Origin of the sequence: Streptosporangium canum (genome assembly GCF_900113865.1) — a bacterium.
Classification (GTDB): Bacteria; Actinomycetota; Actinomycetes; order Streptosporangiales; family Streptosporangiaceae; genus Streptosporangium; species Streptosporangium canum.
Genome location: NZ_FOQY01000015.1, coordinates 1 through 15,484, shown reverse-complemented (window position 1 = coordinate 15,484; position 15,484 = coordinate 1). Strand labels below are relative to the sequence as shown.

Sequence of the window (15,484 nt, the reverse complement as noted above, 5' to 3'; positions counted from 1 at the left end):
ACTCCATGGCACCCGGCGTGTCTTGGGGGGATGATGGAGGGCGTGGATCGACTACGTGGCTGGCCGGTGACCCTGACGGAAGGCCCGGTGGGACTTCGGCCGCTGCGCCTGCGGGATGTGCGTGTCTGGCGGGAGTCGCGGCTGCGCAACGCCAACTGGCTCCGTCCCTGGGAGCCCAGCAATCCTGAGACCCCCCTGTTCAGGACGGGCCTCGGCCCCTACATCTCGATGGCCGGCACCCTTCGCAGGGAGGCACGGCAGGGGCTCGCGCTGCCCTGGGTCGTCACCTACGAGGGCGTCTTCGCCGGGCAGCTCACCGTCGGCGCCATCGTCTGGGGCTCGGCCAGGTCGGCCCAGATCGGCTACTGGGTGGACGGCGCCCTGGCCGGCCGGGGCATCATTCCCACCGCCGTGGCCATGGCGGTCGACCACTGTTTCTTCACCACCGGGCTGCACCGGGTGGAGGCCAACATCAGGCCGGAGAATCACGCAAGTCGCAGGGTGGTTGAAAAGCTGGGCTTCAGGGAAGAAGGCATCAGAAGGCGACATCTGCACATCGACGGTGCTTGGCGTGACCACATTTGTTACGCGCTCACGGTCGAAGACGCACCAAGAGGCCTGCTCGTGCGGTGGCGGAGGGCCCGAGAATCGGCGGCCCATGGTGGCGCTCCCCATGAAGAGGTTTGAAGATCTCGCGACACACCGCACTGAATACTCGTCAAATAGTGACACGCGGTCTTACGGTGCGTGACGTGAGCACATTGAAGACGCCAAGAGACCACAGGCGTTTTCATGCTGCCCGGAGGCTGCCGTGAGCAGCGCTCTTCTCTATCTGGCCATTGTCATAATGTGGTTGTGCGTCCTCGTTCCCATGTGGCTGCGCCGGGACCGCCCCACCTTCGCCGAGCCCGACAAGGGCGCTGAGCCGTACGCCCCGGACGAGCAGCCGATCGAGGACGAGGCCTCCGACACCAGGTCCGATCTCGTACCCATGGGGGCGACCACGACCGAGTCCCGGCCGCCGCGGGCCTCGGACGACCGCCGCCGCGCCGAGCGGCGGCGCCGGGCGGTGCAGGTGGCCAAACGCAGGCGGCTGACCTTCTGGTGCACGCTCCTGCTTCTCGCCTCGATGGTCACGGCCGCCGTCCAGATCATCCCCTGGTGGGGTGTCGCGCCCTCAGTGGTGCTTCTGGGGACTTATCTGGCTATTCTGCGGGTCTCGGTCCAGATCGACGCCGAGCAGCGCAGGGCCGCCGCTCAGGCCCGCGCGGAACGTGCCAGGCGTGCCCGGCGCCGGGCCGCCCGGTTGGAGGCCCGGCAACCGGTCGCGGAGATCATCGACCTGGCCGCGCACCGGGACGAGATCTTCGACCAGTACGCCGAGGCCCCCCGCCGTGCGGTCGGCGATTGATCTTCGCCGTGAATGGCGCGAGCGGCTCAGGAAGTTTGCTAATCTAGTGCACGTCTTGGGGATGTAGCGCAGTCCGGTAGCGCACTTCGTTCGCATCGAAGGGGTCAGGGGTTCGAATCCCCTCATCTCCACAAGGAGCTGTTCTTGAGTTAGCTCAGGAACAGGTGACGAGATCCCGTCCGATCGCTTGATCGGGCGGGATTTCCTCGTTTCCGAGGCTCTGTGGCCGCTGGGTGGGCTGATTTCGGCTCGTGCGGTGGCCCTGGCGGAGGGCGCTGGTGGTTGTGGATCACTGTGAGCGCGTGTGGGATCGGCCGATGGGCGTGCGAAACCCAGCGGTCGTCGTGATGTTGTGCGGCTGGTGGCAGGGCGGATCACTCGCGTGGTGGTGGTCTGCTGTCTGCCTTGGGCGGGGCGGGGTCGTGCTCGTCAGGCGTTGGCGTGTCCTGAGGTGCGGGCTGCTCGGTGCGGTCGTGGGTTTGCCGCCAGCTGAGCAGGATGTGCTGGTTGGCCAGGCAGACCATGAGCGCGGTCAGCAGCGTTTGGGCCACGCGGCCGTGCGCGAGCCGGTTCATCGGATCGCCGATATCGATGTGGTGGCCCTTGATCCTGCCGTTGACGCCTTCGGTGTTGGCTCGGATGCTCCTGTAGGCGTCCTGCCAGGTGGGAGTGAGGTAACGCCGGTCTTGACGGAGCTTGTCCTTGATTCCGAGGTCGTCGGGACGCAGCGTGATGGTCGACTTCTGGCAGATGCGTGGCAGCTCGGCCAGGGGAAGCAGTCGTTTTCTCTCGTTGTCGGGCAGTTGGATCGTGGGTTTGGCGGCCAGGTGGGCGTCGCGCTGACGAGCGTTGGTCAGATCCACCGCCGCGGGAGAGGCGGGCGGGGTAGGGCGGGTGCGGTTGAGGCGCGGGCAGGTCACCGAGGGGGAAGGACCCGCGGCCGGGCATTGCAGTCGTATGCGTCCTTGGGCGTCGGCGCTCTGTTTGAGCTTGAGCCAGTAGGGCTCGCGCGCTGCGATCAGCTCGTTCAGTTGCTCGGGTGGGGTGCGGACGGTCTTGTCGTCCAGGCCTTTGGTGGCGTGGATCAGCGGTGTGGGCATCAGCGGGCAGGCGAGGTTCCCGTCGATGAGCAGGGCGCCGTGTGCGCTGCCCTGCAGACCGCGCTGGTCTTGTTTGTAGTCGAGTACCAGGTGATATCCGAGGGCGCGGGCTGGGCGAGCGAAGTGCTCGGTGGCCTGGTCGGTGTAGGCGCGGTCGACGGCGAGGGCGCCGACGGGCAGGCCGAGTGGGGCGAAGCCATGCAAAGTGGTGATCGCGTTTTGGCCGATGCGTTTGTGCGGGGTGTCGATGACCAGGCCAAGCACGAGTTGTGGGTAGGTGCCCAGGGTGGTGCGGGTTCGGGTGGCGGTAGCGAGGGTGGCGCTGTAGCCGAAGGTGGGCCGGTCATTGCCGGCGCTGTGGTGCCAGCCTGCGGTGATCTCGGTCGAGGCCAGACCTCTGTTGGCACGAGGTGGTTTGGCCCAGGTAGGCATGGCGGTGGCGTCGATGCCGACGTGACCTTGGTAGTACTTGAAGTAGCGGCGACCTTTGTCCTGGACCACGGGGGCGAGGATCAGGTTCGTGACGATGGTTTGCAGCAGGTCACGCAGACGCCGGTGCTCAGGATCATCGTCCTCCCAAGCAACAGCGTGCTGGATGGCCTTGTGCCGGGGCAAGCGGGTGCGCCGATCGGTGCGGGCGGGGTCCAGCGTGCTGGTGATCCGGTCGAAGGCTCGGTAGAAGCGTCGGGAACTCGCGAGCCGCTCGTATGGGTCGTCAGGATTGATCGGTTTCAGGCTCAAACGGTCTTGAGCTGCAGGAGTGAGGCTGAAAGTGACCAGCCGCCAAGCGTCACAGAGGGTGGCCTTGCCGATGTAGTGGATGGACAGCAGCAGCCCGAGCAGCACGGTGCGGATCGGCAGTCCTCGCGGGCCAGGTCGTCCAGCCAGCTCGGCCGCGATCAGGGCAACGACGCCGCTGTGGTCCAGCAGGTGGCTCATTTGGCCGACAGCGGCGTCCGGTACCTGCAGCGGTGTGTCGGTGAGCGGGCGCGGACGGCACTCGACCACCCGCACGGTGCGCCGTCGAAAGGACCGAGCGGTCATTACGGGCGGCCGCGCAGCAGCGCGGTAGCGGTCTCCTCATCCAGGGGAGGTACGAAATGCTGATAGCGGGCCAGCGCGGGCGAGGTGAGGCCGGCTGCGGCGGCTACTACGGCCGGATCGATGCGATCACTGAGCAGTTCCACGATCCAGCTGGCGCGAAGCCTGCGAACAGACAGTGTCGGCAGGCCGCTGGTCGGTCTGTGACGGGTGCTCCACGAGTTGATGAGGTTCTTGGCGTAGGTAGTGGTACGCCGGGGCCGAAACAGATACCGGTCACCTGCCAGGGCGGCGGCCTCGGCCAGATGCTGCTCCCACGTGGCTCGTGCGACGATCAACCGGCCCAGGTGCGACGCGTCGACCACGACCGCGCCGGAACCGATGGGGCGGACATGCTCGCCGCGGATTGCCGCCAGTTCACCCGGAGCCAAGCCGCACCCTACGGCGAGCCCCATCAATGCCAAGGCGTCACTGCGTGCCTGCCCGGTCAGGTTCTCCGCCCACGAGCGCAACCGGGCCAAGTGTGTCGGACTATAAGGAGCCGAACGATCAGCAGGCGCTTTCAGCGCCGGCGGGACGCGTTCACCGCGCTCGATCCAAGCCAGGGTCGCGCGCATTCGACGCAGCCAGGCTCGGTAGGTCTGGGCCGAGCGCGGAGCCAGATCTGTGCAGCCGGCCAGGACGAACGCGTCGATCGTCTCGTGCCGCAGCCAGACCTCCGGATCATGTGCCATGCCCTGGCGGTGACACCAGATCGCCAGCCGGGCAGTGACGTGCAGCAGCCGTTCAACGTTGTAGGGGCTCATGTGAGCACTGGCTGCCACCAGCATTCGCACCCGGTCGGCTACCTGCTCCCACTCTGGCGGGGCTTGTCTCGGTCGATAAGCGGTGATCTTGGCCGAAGCGGCGGGACTGAGCTTCATGCACCACTCATACCGGCTGGACAAGCAGCCGCCCTGGGTTCTGAAGGTATCGACCGATAGGAGAACTTCGCGATGGTCGGAGGGCAAGCCCGTGCCCGGGCGCCGCGGGAACTGGCCAATGATCCGGACGCCTGGCCCAACGCGGACCTGTCCGGGCACGTCGCTGCCGAGACCGTTCAGCACATCGCCCGTCATCTGGCTGCTGCCATCGACGCCCAGCATCTGAGCCTGCGTCGGCTCGCCACCGCTTCCGAGGTCAATCGACAAGCCATCGCTGACCTGCTGGCCGGGCGCAGTTGGCCGGACGTAGCCACCGTCGCTCGCCTCGGGCGTGCTGTAGGGAAGTCGTTGTGGCCCGGACCGAACGGTGACGGTTCCGTTTGATGGTCGCGGTCCTGCTTGGCGTGTCGGGGGCACTGCCGTTCCTTCCTCGTCCCTGCCCTCCCGCGATCATCAGATCGCGGGAGGGCAGGGCGAATTACGGCTCGACGGCCCCGAACGAACGCGCGCTGCATTACGCTCGGAAACGCGGAGCCACCTCTGTTTACCTATGGGGGCACTCACGCAACCGGTGCCGCCGAGGTGCAACTCGGCGGCACCACCCTTATTTAAGCCCGGACGCATTCGGCACTTCCTGCTTGCCACCTCTTGCCCCGGCTATTTCAGCCTTTGTCGGTGTCGGCGGCTCCCTTCATGGTGTGCCCGTTGACTTCAGTAACGATCGAAAACAGCCCTGGCTCGGTTTCGGCCAGCCAGCCTGCGGTCACCAGTCGCTTGAGCCTCGCACGTGTGGTTTCTACTCGACCACGGATGTCCGGTTCACCCAGCGCCTGCGCGACCTCTCTGGCTCGCAACGGCCGACCCGCGCTAGCCATCGCCAACACCACTCGCCTGTCGACCTCAGGTAATTCCAGCAGTGCATCAGCTAGCGGTCCGGCTGGCTCTGCGTCTGCCTCAGGCGGGGTAGACGGTTTCTCTTGATCAGATTGATCCTGTGCTGCACCCTCTGCAGCCGACCTTTGCGTCAGCAGCGGCGCGACTACCTTCTGAGCGATAAGCAGCTCGGAGAGCCGCTCTTCTAAGGCTGTCACCTGCTCCCGCAAATCGGTGAGCCGCTGTCGGGTCGCGGCCTCATCCGCGGCCAAACGTTCCAACAGCGATGCCATACCCGCCTCCGATCCGGCGTCCGCCACCACGTCAGGCTTGCAAAGCCGCTGACTGCGAATGGTCACACTTTGCCTGTGCGATGAACTCTAAGGGGCAATGGAACGCTAGTGAAGACAGATCCACAACATCCTGGCTGCAAAGCCTGACGGCTGGGTTTGCAGCTGGCTCAAGGCATGATGCGGTGTCGCCGTCGGCTTGTTCCCTGGGGCACTCTCACAACGGGGAAACTCCGAAGCGCAGACGCCGACTGTTATATAGCGAGCAGCGCTTTATCGAACTGCTGTTCGTGTGTGATCGGGCTAAAGCATCCCAGGGCGAGGTGCGTGTTTCAGATGTTGTAACGAGTAATCCATGTGCAGACGGGTTGGCCGACGGCTAATGCATAGCAGTCTGCAGCACTTCACGTTTGCGGACAATTATCCATATACTGCTTATTGGGCGTGATTATATTTAAGTTCTATTTGATTAATCGGAGAAAGTTCCATGCCCATAGTTCGCCTTATACGGCGATACGGGCCAGATCGAGGACTTCACCCGGAGAAATCTCACGATCCCACGGGGTGGCCAATTCGGTCAGGAAGCGTACCGCTCGTAGCAGCGCGTCCGGAGCCTCGGGGCGCCCCGCCGCGTGCAGGACCCGCCAGGGTGAGCGCACCGTTGTCCCGATCATCAGTTGAGGCTCGGTGCACGAGCCGGTGTTCGCGCTCTGGGTCTGAGCCAAGATGCCCACGTGCTGCCAGAACGCCAGGAGATCCGCCATGGTGTTCACCTCCGAGTAGCCGCAAGCCTGAACCAGGGTGGAGAATCCACTGTCCCAGCGGGCCCAACTGCGTTCATCGCCGATCATTTGCAGACGCAACGTGTGGATGCCGGGGTACTCGTCCAGCTCGGGCACCTCGCCGGCGGCCGGTATGTGGTCCAAGGGAGGCTGAATGCCGTCCCAGACACTGGAGGTCAACCACTGCTCACCACCGGTCCATCGTCCAGGGGTCTGGGCTGCGGCTTGTGTGGCGATTTCCTGCGGCGAGGCGCATGAGACGTCGAGAAAAGCTCTGATGATCTCGCTGGCGCGAGGGCAGATCGTCAGCCAGCCGGTCTCGTACACTCCGATGACCACATGAGGCGTATCTGTCGGCTGCGGAACGTCAGGGTGAGTGATGGTGATCTGGTGCGGACGCGAAGGCAGCGTGGGCAGCTCCACCCGGTGGGGGCGCCGACCATAGCGGTCGATCCAGTCGTGGGCCAAAGTCACCCGCTGGCACTCGATCGCGTCTTCTTCGGCCTGGCGGACCTTGTCGCGGGCCGCGCGCAGCTGTTCGCGACGTTGTTGTTCGGTGGTGGTCAGATGCACGTGGCAGTGCTCGGCGCCGATGCCGGTGAAGATGCGCTTGGCGCAGCGCGCGCCTTTGAGGTTGACGCCGGAGCACTGGGCGTGCGGGAAGAGGTCGGGGCGGGAGGCCTCGCTCAGTGCCTGCAGGTGTTCGGCGGGGATGTCGGGTTTGGCGGGGGCGTACATCTCCGGGATGACCGCCTGCGGATCGCTACCGGCCTCGCGGGCTTGAGCGAACACCGAGCGCGGGCGTGGCACTCCGCTGCTCCAGGAGGGAGCCAGCGGCAGGCGAGATTCGACGATGACGCCGGCGTGCGCGGCGTTGATCAGCGTCTGGGTCGCCTCGTACTGGATAGACAGTTCTTCAGTGAGGTTGAGACGCGCGCCGTGGATGAGGGACAGGATGGAGTTGATCTCCCAGGACAGCTGGGCGGCTTGGACCAGCAGCCAGGTGGGGGAGTGGCCGCCGTGGTGGTTGCGGCGCGGCAGGGCGATCGTGCGTACGGGACGACGCGACTCCGTTGTGATCATCGTTGCCTCTCAGGTTTGCCGAGGTGAGCAAAGGGGTCGCCGTTAGCTTCCCGGCTTCTCAGGAGTAGACGCTGATCACCCTCCGTTATATGTACCAAACTTGGTACAGACCTTGGAGGATCATGCACGCCACCTTGGGTAAGTGTCCGCCCCGATCCCGCCACGCCTCGCTGAGCTGCGTAGACAGTTCGGTCTGCGACTGCGCGACGTACGGGAAAGTCAAGGACTCAGCCAGGAACGACTCGGAGAACTCGCCGAAGTCGACCGCAAAACCATCAACCGCATCGAGAACGGCATGTACAGCCCTCGACTGGACAACGTCTTCCAGATCGCCGACGCCCTTAACATCCCAATCAAGGAGTTGTTCACTCTGCGGGGCGCTTCACCCAACGGGTAAACACATCGTTCTTCAAGCGCTCACGGCAATCTGTGGTGCCACCGCCTCGGAGTGAGCCTAGGGCCTGTGGCAAGCGTGGTAGCCACCGGAAACGCTCTGGCTGAAGCAGAACCGGTCTCAACGCAGGGCAGGGCACCGGGCGACGCCCCAGCCCGCCGCGTATCAACCTCATCGTCAACAGCGCCGCCACGCTGGCCGGCGTCGACAGCCTCGACACCTACGCTGCCCACGGCCTCCGAACAGGCGGCGCCACCTCCGCCGCAAGAGCAGGCGCTCCTATGCCCGGGATTACCGCCCACGACCGCTGGATCGAAGGCTCACTCGTCATCGCTGACTACCTCCGCCAAGTCGACAAATGGAACGACAACCCCTACGCGGCGTCGGGCTGTAGCACTTCGCCCTCCTCTGCATGCAGCGGCCAAGCCAGGGAAATGTCAGTAGGACCAGGAATAATCTGGTTGAGAAGGGGAGGTGCGATGTCCCACGACGTTTCAGACTTCGATCGTCAGTCCTTGCCTTCGCCCAATGGCTGCCGCTGGTGTGGCGTTGAGGAGCGCGAGCACGCCCAGCGGTGGAAGCCGCCTGTCGGCTGGCACCGCTGGGCGGAACCCACGTCCGATCAGCGCAAGGAGCGCATGCGAGCACGCCGAAACCGGCGTGCGGATCCCGGCGCTCGTGCTACCCCGCTTGTCGCCTGAGCTCTGTGAATACTTCTCTGAGCTGGGTAGGCACCTGCTCGGGACTGGTGAGCGATGAGGCCAGGAGGTACATCATCTCTGGCTTGCCGCCGGGGCCCATCTCGCTTTCCCGCCGCAGCAGTTCTTGAACATCCTTGCTGAATTTGCCGTTCCCGCGAAGGATTTTGAAATCTTCGGCATGCCACTGGCCTGATGTCTTGGGCCAAATGGTGTTGGCGACTTCAGCCCACATTTCATCGCCGAAGAGTTCTTCGAACTCGTTCAGCTGCTGGGGCTCGCCGAGGAGCTTAACGATGTCGTCGTGGGCTTGCCCGAAACGCCTTCGTAGCCGCTCCGACTTGAAGATCGGCAGATTCCTGCTGTCGGCGTCGATCATGAGCATAACCGATCGCTGATGCTCGACCAGGTAGCTGGCCAGGTGCAGGGCACCCTCGTTGTTGCTGCACGCCCACAAGGCGATGCCGGCCGCTTGTAGGGAGATCCCCTCCGACAGGCGAAACAGCACCGGAATGGCCTGCTGCTCCGAGGAGCCTTCGACGGCGAGGAAGACGCGCTCGTGCAGCAGCACCGAGTTACGCAGCCCCAGCGACGCCGCCAAATGGCGCAGATGCCGGTCGATGGCGCCGTGCTCGTCGATGCCGAGTCGTTCCATGACGGTCCGGCCTGCGTCGTCCAGCTTGAGGTTGACCACGTCGGCGATATCGACACCGTCGATGAGGTTCATAGAGTGCGTGGCCACTATGACGCCCACGTGAGGTAGCGCGCTCTGCTCTCTGATCAACTGCATGATCTTGCGCTGGTACCCGTAGTCGAGGTGTGTGTCAGGCTCATCGTAAACAATGATCATCTGAGGCCGCGAGGGAACAGGCTCCTCCGTCGTGTCCGTGACCTCGGCAGCGACTTCCTCCTCAGCCTGGAGAAACTCGCTCGTCCATTCCCAGATCGCCAGCGAGATCCTTCGGGCGCTGCCTTGCCCGGAGCGCTCCAAGCCCACATGCTCTCCCGAAGCGCGGGCAATACGCAGCGGAGCGGCTTTCAATCCTTGAGTGAAAGAGACCTCGGGCTCGACGAACACCTCTTTGAGGTCGGGGCAACGGCTCAGGATGTGCTCGCACAACGACTTGGCGTCCGCCTGCAGACTCTCCTTGACCTGTGCCTGTATCTCGCGCAGGCGCCCCTGCAGGTTTTCGTCGGCCAGGTGCGTCTGGAAGCAGCTCTGCAATACTGAGCGCACCGCCTCGTTGGGCTCAGAAGATCGTCCACCAAAAGCCAGCACGGTAGGCATGCGGGTTTCCAGTCCTGGAGGAGCCTGCACCCATCCTTCAGGCCCGGAGTGGAGCGCCGCGTACTCACGCAGGGACTGCTCGATCTTCGCCCTGACGCCGGACGCGGACAGACCGAACTCCTTAGCCAGTTCCTTGAGTTCCGGTACCTTGTACGAGGACAGGTCGCGCAGGCGCTCGTCTTGTGGAACCGGCAGCCAGCACTCCAGGCGTGAGACGAGGTCAGCGCCCGCCGAGCGTCGCAGTCGTACGGTGGCCTTGAGACCAAACGTCTGCTGCTCCCACTCGTCGAGCGTGAACATGCCTTCGACCTCGGTCTCCTCGCAGCGCGACAGCGAATTAGACGACGACAGGTAGGTGCGGTCGTCATCCTCCAGGGGCCATCGGCCGAGCAGGTAGCTCAAGGCCGCGAGGATCGCGCTCTTCCCGCCGTCGTTGGGGCCTGCCAGGATCGTCGGCTTGCTGACGGGGATGCCGTCCAGTCGCAGCAGGGAGCGAAACCCTCTGGCGGAGAAGTCGGTAAGCAACACGCGCTGTGAACTCCGATCGCGGAAGAGGGAGAGGGAGAAGTTTCGCGATCGCCGTTAATCTCGGCGACAGCCACTCGAACCCCAGGCGCAACATCGTAGAACGTCTATGCGGTCGAACGCTCACGCTTTGTCCGACACGACGGAAGGTCGAAATACTCAAAACGCACAAAGGGTACCTATGCCCCTTCAGTGCAGCATGATGGTTACATCAGGTAACGAGCCCTAACGTTTTGTGTTTATCGGTAGTCGGGCGATGGCTCGTCCGAGAGAGACGCTTCCGTTGGTGGCAATGCAATCCGAGCGCGGCGTCGGCTTCGAGTCGTTTGAGCGACTTGAATGAGCTGTTCCTCCGAGGCTGCTGCTGTAGCGGAGAGATTGGCTTGGACGGATACGTGGAGCAGCCTCGGGTCTGATCGTGGCAGCGGGCGTTAGCTCCCTAGGCTTTCGGTGACCCGTGCAATTCCCCGTACGCGGGCAGCGACCCTAGCGAACGCAGTCTCACGCAAGGTGAAGGCATCGTCGGCGAGCAGGGAGAAGTCAAAGTCGTCACAGGTGCCTAGCTGGTCAACTGAGAGGTGGCGGACAGCCTGCAGGACCCGGTCGCGTACCTGCTCGGCGGACTCCACCTGGGGGTCGAGCGGGTTGATCACATCGACGGAAACTCGTACGCAGGTGCTCGGTGACGAGGCCCAGGACGCGGGTGGGGTCGCTGGCCAATTGGAGGTAGAAGTTACCGACCAGCAGGCTGAGGAGGCCGGGTAGTAGTCCGGCGGAGTCGACGTCGGTGCTATGGGGAGAGTCCTGGTCACCTCCGGGGCAGGTGGCACGCCGATCCAGGCCCGTTTGTCTTCGCTAAGACGCTCCAGCACCGCGCCGTTCGGGTCGAGTTTGAGTGCCAGCGCCCCTCGGTGAAGTCGAGTTGTATAACGTGAGCGCCGGCATCCGGACAGCCGCGGATATCGGCGACGCGGCCATGGTGATGGGCCCCGGGGACATACCGCTGCTGATGTCATGCGCCTCGGGAATGTCGACCGTATGGCAGGCCGCCAGCGCGATCGCGGCGCGCCTGATCGGCGGGAAGCTCCCGAACGTGCCGATTCGCTACTTCAAATAGTGCATTCTCCTGGACCGTAAGGAGGGCTTGATCCAGTCCGTCACTGCCGACGACCGCGTCGTGCGGGGATCCTGACCGGACGGCTCGCCGTCGTCTACAGGAACTGATCTGTAAGGGCGTCGCCTGGGGCTTATATGTTCGGTATGAGATGGGATCATTGATCACCGTATAGACAACGTGGTGGCCGTGGTTCATGCCGCTTCAGCAGATCCGCCAACCTAAACACGGGCATACGGATCAACAGAGGTCAACGTGACAGACTGTGCCCGAGCTGGGTGGTGTCACATGGTACGGGCGGTACGTTTACCGGGAGGCTGTGATGAGCCGGGCAGGACAGGCTGGCGAGGTCGGCAGTGTATTCCGGTGCGCTGTAGCTACGCACCTAGCGGTGCATGGGCTGCGGAGCCGCTCCGTTCTTGGCCTGGATCTTCCAGGTGATGTGGATCCGATTCGGCTCGACTTTGAGACCAGCGATCCTACCGATGACATCCGTGTCACGTTTTCTGACGGCCGCCGCGCCTATGTGTCGGCGAAGCGCAAAGTCACCAAGGGGCGTCCGCTAACTGAGACCGTCAGCGGGTGGATCGCGCAAGCGCCCGCGTTGGGCCCTGGCGACCTTCTCGTCATCGCAGGTGAAGAGTTCGTCGGCCCTGCCAAAAACCTTGACCGAGTGCTACGGCGTCACAGGGCCGGACTTCGGATGGAGACCAACGAGGAGCGCGATGCCTTCGACACGCTCACAGATCTACTGCCCGAGGATACTTGCGAGCTTGTCCTGGATCGGGCGCGAGTTCTGCACCTGCCCGATTCGACCGGTTCCGGAGCCTCCAGGGATCTCTTAGGGGCCTTAATGGATCTTGCCGTTGTCGATGCACAGGGCCCGCAGGCCGTTAGCACCCTCGCCGATCTCTTCCACCGACAGGCCGGTGAGGCGCTTGGGAGCGGCATTGATGACTGGGTTATGGCCTTGAACGACGCTGGCCTGACTGTGATCGCGGATCGAGGTGGTCCAGCGGGTATGCGCGCGGCCTCCCGACTCGCCGCGGTCAGCACCTACTGCGACCAGTTGAAGGCAGACGCTGGACGGATCGACCTCAGCTTGCTCGCTGAGGACCTGCCGCCGATCTTCATCGATGACCTCATCGATGGCCTCGAGATCGACGTCGAGGGAGGGCGTACTCCTGAGGCCCTGCTGCGGCACCTCAGGCGTTGGCGCCGGATGCTTATTGTTGGCCAGCCGGGATCAGGTAAGTCCGTCGCATTGCGTGAGATCGCCGCGCACTGTGCCACCCACCCTCATGCCCCTGTCCCGATACGAGTGTCGTTGCCGCGCTTGATGAAGCAGCAGCCCGAACGTTTGACGGTCGATGGCATCATTGATGGGGCCACAGCGGATGTGGTCAGCGACGACCAGCGTCTTCCGCTGGCTGAACACCTAGCTGGGGAACTCAAGGACGGACGTGCCATCGTCCTTTGCGATGGGCTCGATGAATGCGGCGCTCGCGCTCCGTGGGTCGCGCAGCAACTCGCCAACATCCTCGGCTCCCTCCACCCTAGAGCTGGGTTCGTTCTGGCCACGCGGGCGAACGCTCAGATCTCAGCTGCCCGTCTCGGATTGCCGCGGGTGGAACTGGCACCTCCACAAGACCTCAGTACGACCGTTGACCGTGTCCTCGTCGCGTGCGCTGACACTCGTGTCCTGGAGGCCGAGCGAGATGCGTGGTTAGAGACACGGCGTGCCTGGATTAGAGACGCAAAGGATCAATACGAACACCTTCTGACGGTGCCGCTGCTGGCCATCTTGTTGACGCTAATTTGTGCCAGCGCGTCGGATGCAGATCTTCCGAAGGGCCGCGCCGCGTTACTACATCGAGCAGTCGAACAATCAGTCCACCGGTGGGAACGGACTCGTGGGAGCCTAGACCCAGCCCGGCCGTGGTCGCCCGTGTTGACCACTGGCATGCTGCTCGACGGATTCATCGTGCTCGGGCGTATCCTCGACGGTGGAGCAAATCCGTCGCGTGCTGACGCTCTTGCAGCTTTGAGTGAGCTACTGAAAGCTCCCGAGCGTTGGGCGATGTCGCCTTCCCAGGCTCACGAGGTGGCAGAGCAAGTGCTCCGCTTTTGGGACGAGTACGTTGCTGTCTTCGTAGTGAACGCCGCGGACGAGCTCACTACTCGAAGCAAGGTGTTCGCTGAAATCGCCACTGAGATGTGGGCAAGCGCGTGTGAACAGGAGCAACTAACAGAGTGGCTAAGCGACGCTCTCATCTACACCGATTCAGACGGTGCGATCGCGCTCGCGGCCGGACTCGACCCGCGAATCGTCGGGGCGCTGCTCAGTGTCGGAGCCAATGGTCGCCCAGAAGCCACTCTCATGGTGGCCGATCTAGCGGTCCGCGGGATAGCGACGCTCACACTCAGGGAGTTGGAACGCACTCTTGGTCAACTTGCCACTGGAGCCGCCGCCTCCCATGAGGGGTGGCCACCTGAGAAGCGCGGTCCAAGGAATCCTCCGACCCGGTTTCCGACGCTCTGGGACGAGACCCGCGATCCTGGTCCATGGCCTTTTGCGCAAGCTGCGTGTCTGCTCGCACTGCCGGCCGAGCACAGACATCAGCGTGCGAACCTGGTCGCAGAGGCTGCGCTCGATGACCGTTCCGAGACAGTCGCAGCAGCGCTGTGCGAGCTGACCGACGCGACGACAGATGGTTGCCCATTGAGCGAGGCAGGCATAACCGCTGTCAACGCGGCACTTGCGATTCCGGTTCCGCCGCAGGCAGAGATGGTCCGAGAGAGCCGTCGAAGGTACGCAATGGTTGATCGAGGTCACCTCGCACCTGGACTGGCTCAAGTCGCTTTGGCCGCAGCCGACCGTCTTGACGAACTTGCGGACGGCTCAGGTGAGCGGGCATTCGAGATCGCAATGCACGCTCCTGTCGGCAGAGCCGACCGCATCTTCGCCGCACTCAAACGTGCCGGAATTGACACAAGCGGGCGATGGGCCCATGTTGCTGCCAGCATGAGCAGCTGGATTTCTGCCCACAAGAGCTACAAAGCCGCCCTACTTACCGATCTCAGCTCGCTCGCTGATCCGGACTCAAGTCTGAACGACGGACTCTGGTCATTCAGCGATGTCGGCGACCTGCTCGCAGCGACTGGTTACCAGCACATTAGCGCTAAGGAGTTTGATCGAGCGTTCGTCCACGACAGTGCAGAGGTCCGGCGTTCCTGGCTTGACGCGATAGCTGATGCGCACGGTATTAAAAAGTCGGCGGTAGCGGGCCAAGCCTGCTATCTCCAACAGATGAGCGAAGAGGAAAATAGTGTCGGTACTTTAAATGATGACTGGTTTGTTGCATCCACAAACCCACTGGTTGAACCTCCGCTGATCTCCAACTTAGACGCTAAGATCACAACCGAGCAGCAGCGAGCGCTGATGTCATGTCTTGAGACTGACTCCGACTGGATCGCGTGGTCAGCGGCAGCGGTCCTTGTCAACATGAAGGAGCCTCCGTGGGGTAGTCGAAATCTCCTTGAGAAGGACATGTCTGCTTGGCCTCGACATCGTGCAGGGTTGCTATACATGGTTGCGATTCTCACCGCTGGGGATGAGCGCAGGGAGCTATTAGTGCAGGCAGCCGCTTCACACTTGCCGGACTATAGATACGCCGCACGAATGACGATTTTGGCGGCTTCGGACCTCGACCTCGATGGCTCCCTAATGGAGATGCTACGCCAAGATGCCGACCTGTCGGTCCGCCCCAAAGATGCGCGAAAAATATCGCCTGCACCGACTCATTGGACTTGCAACGAGTGTCGATCGATCAACGATGTAGATGTCGAAGACTGCCCGGAGTGCGATCAGGGCCCCGGCGTTGATTCGCTATGTCCAGTTCCGGCATGTTGGTCAGATGTTGTAGACGGCGAATGCGGCATTGCGGTCGAGGAGGTCGCGG

Annotated in this window: 12 protein-coding genes and 1 tRNA gene; 7 read left to right on the top strand and 6 right to left on the bottom strand. The window is 63.4% G+C overall.

All coding sequences use genetic code 11. The features are described from left to right. Positions 1-33 precede the first annotated feature (33 nt). The 3 genes from BM085_RS22150 to BM085_RS22140 all read left to right on the top strand — a co-directional run bounded on the left by BM085_RS22150 (position 34) and on the right by BM085_RS22140 (position 1,542). Positions 34-687: a GNAT family N-acetyltransferase gene (locus tag BM085_RS22150; protein ID WP_031167922.1), complete on the top strand. Its 654-nt coding sequence runs from the start codon at positions 34-36 to the stop codon at positions 685-687. 124 nt (positions 688-811) lie between these two features. Continuing rightward, complete coding sequence (gene sepX / locus BM085_RS22145) at positions 812-1,411, top strand: divisome protein SepX/GlpR (RefSeq protein ID WP_093888852.1); 600 nt, start codon at positions 812-814, stop codon at positions 1,409-1,411. Between the two features lie 57 nt (positions 1,412-1,468). After that, positions 1,469-1,542: transfer RNA gene (locus tag BM085_RS22140), tRNA-Ala, on the top strand. Between the two features lie 243 nt (positions 1,543-1,785). On the opposite strand, the gene BM085_RS22135 is transcribed toward BM085_RS22140, so the two are convergent. Both BM085_RS22135 and BM085_RS22130 read right to left on the bottom strand, forming a co-directional pair. After that, positions 1,786-3,450, bottom strand: a complete 1,665-nt coding sequence (locus BM085_RS22135) for a hypothetical protein (RefSeq protein WP_143121016.1) — start codon at positions 3,448-3,450, stop codon at positions 1,786-1,788. 104 nt (positions 3,451-3,554) lie between these two features. Next, complete coding sequence (locus BM085_RS22130; RefSeq protein WP_245789531.1) at positions 3,555-4,742, bottom strand: hypothetical protein; 1,188 nt, start codon at positions 4,740-4,742, stop codon at positions 3,555-3,557. On the opposite strand from BM085_RS22130, the gene BM085_RS47445 reads away from it, so the two are divergent. After that, positions 4,659-4,859 (top strand): helix-turn-helix domain-containing protein, encoded by a 201-nt coding sequence (locus BM085_RS47445; RefSeq protein WP_425443273.1) that lies wholly within the window; start codon positions 4,659-4,661, stop codon positions 4,857-4,859. The genes BM085_RS22130 and BM085_RS47445 overlap by 84 nt on opposite strands. A 278-nt stretch (positions 4,860-5,137) precedes the next feature. Here the strand turns inward: BM085_RS47445 and BM085_RS43265 are convergent, their stop codons facing one another. Together BM085_RS43265 and BM085_RS22120 are read right to left on the bottom strand one after the other, a co-directional pair. Further along, positions 5,138-5,641 (bottom strand): hypothetical protein, encoded by a 504-nt coding sequence (locus tag BM085_RS43265; protein ID WP_143121015.1) that lies wholly within the window; start codon positions 5,639-5,641, stop codon positions 5,138-5,140. 500 nt (positions 5,642-6,141) lie between these two features. Beyond that, entirely contained in the window at positions 6,142-7,503 is a 1,362-nt protein-coding gene (locus tag BM085_RS22120) for a hypothetical protein (RefSeq protein WP_093888848.1), read from the bottom strand. Between the two features lie 142 nt (positions 7,504-7,645). Here BM085_RS22120 and BM085_RS22115 point away from each other — a divergent pair, with 142 nt between their 5' ends. Then, positions 7,646-7,900, top strand: a complete 255-nt coding sequence (locus BM085_RS22115; RefSeq protein WP_218158798.1) for a helix-turn-helix transcriptional regulator — start codon at positions 7,646-7,648, stop codon at positions 7,898-7,900. Positions 7,901-8,578: 678 nt separating this feature from the next. Here the strand turns inward: BM085_RS22115 and BM085_RS22105 are convergent. Beyond that, positions 8,579-10,411 carry an AAA family ATPase gene (locus tag BM085_RS22105; RefSeq protein ID WP_093888846.1) on the bottom strand — a complete coding sequence of 611 codons (1,833 nt, stop codon included), beginning with the start codon at positions 10,409-10,411 and terminating at the stop codon, positions 8,579-8,581. Positions 10,412-11,339: 928 nt separating this feature from the next. On the opposite strand from BM085_RS22105, the gene BM085_RS45315 reads away from it, so the two are divergent. Continuing rightward, on the top strand, positions 11,340-11,525 hold the full coding sequence (locus tag BM085_RS45315) for a hypothetical protein (protein ID WP_218158797.1): 186 nt from the start codon (positions 11,340-11,342) through the stop codon (positions 11,523-11,525). 847 nt (positions 11,526-12,372) lie between these two features. Here the strand turns inward: BM085_RS45315 and BM085_RS45310 are convergent. After that, complete coding sequence (locus BM085_RS45310) at positions 12,373-12,726, bottom strand: hypothetical protein (RefSeq protein WP_218158796.1); 354 nt, start codon at positions 12,724-12,726, stop codon at positions 12,373-12,375. 759 nt (positions 12,727-13,485) lie between these two features. Here BM085_RS45310 and BM085_RS45305 point away from each other — a divergent pair. Then, positions 13,486-15,484 (top strand): hypothetical protein (locus tag BM085_RS45305; protein ID WP_218158795.1); only part of this gene is annotated, 1,999 nt, incomplete at its 3' end.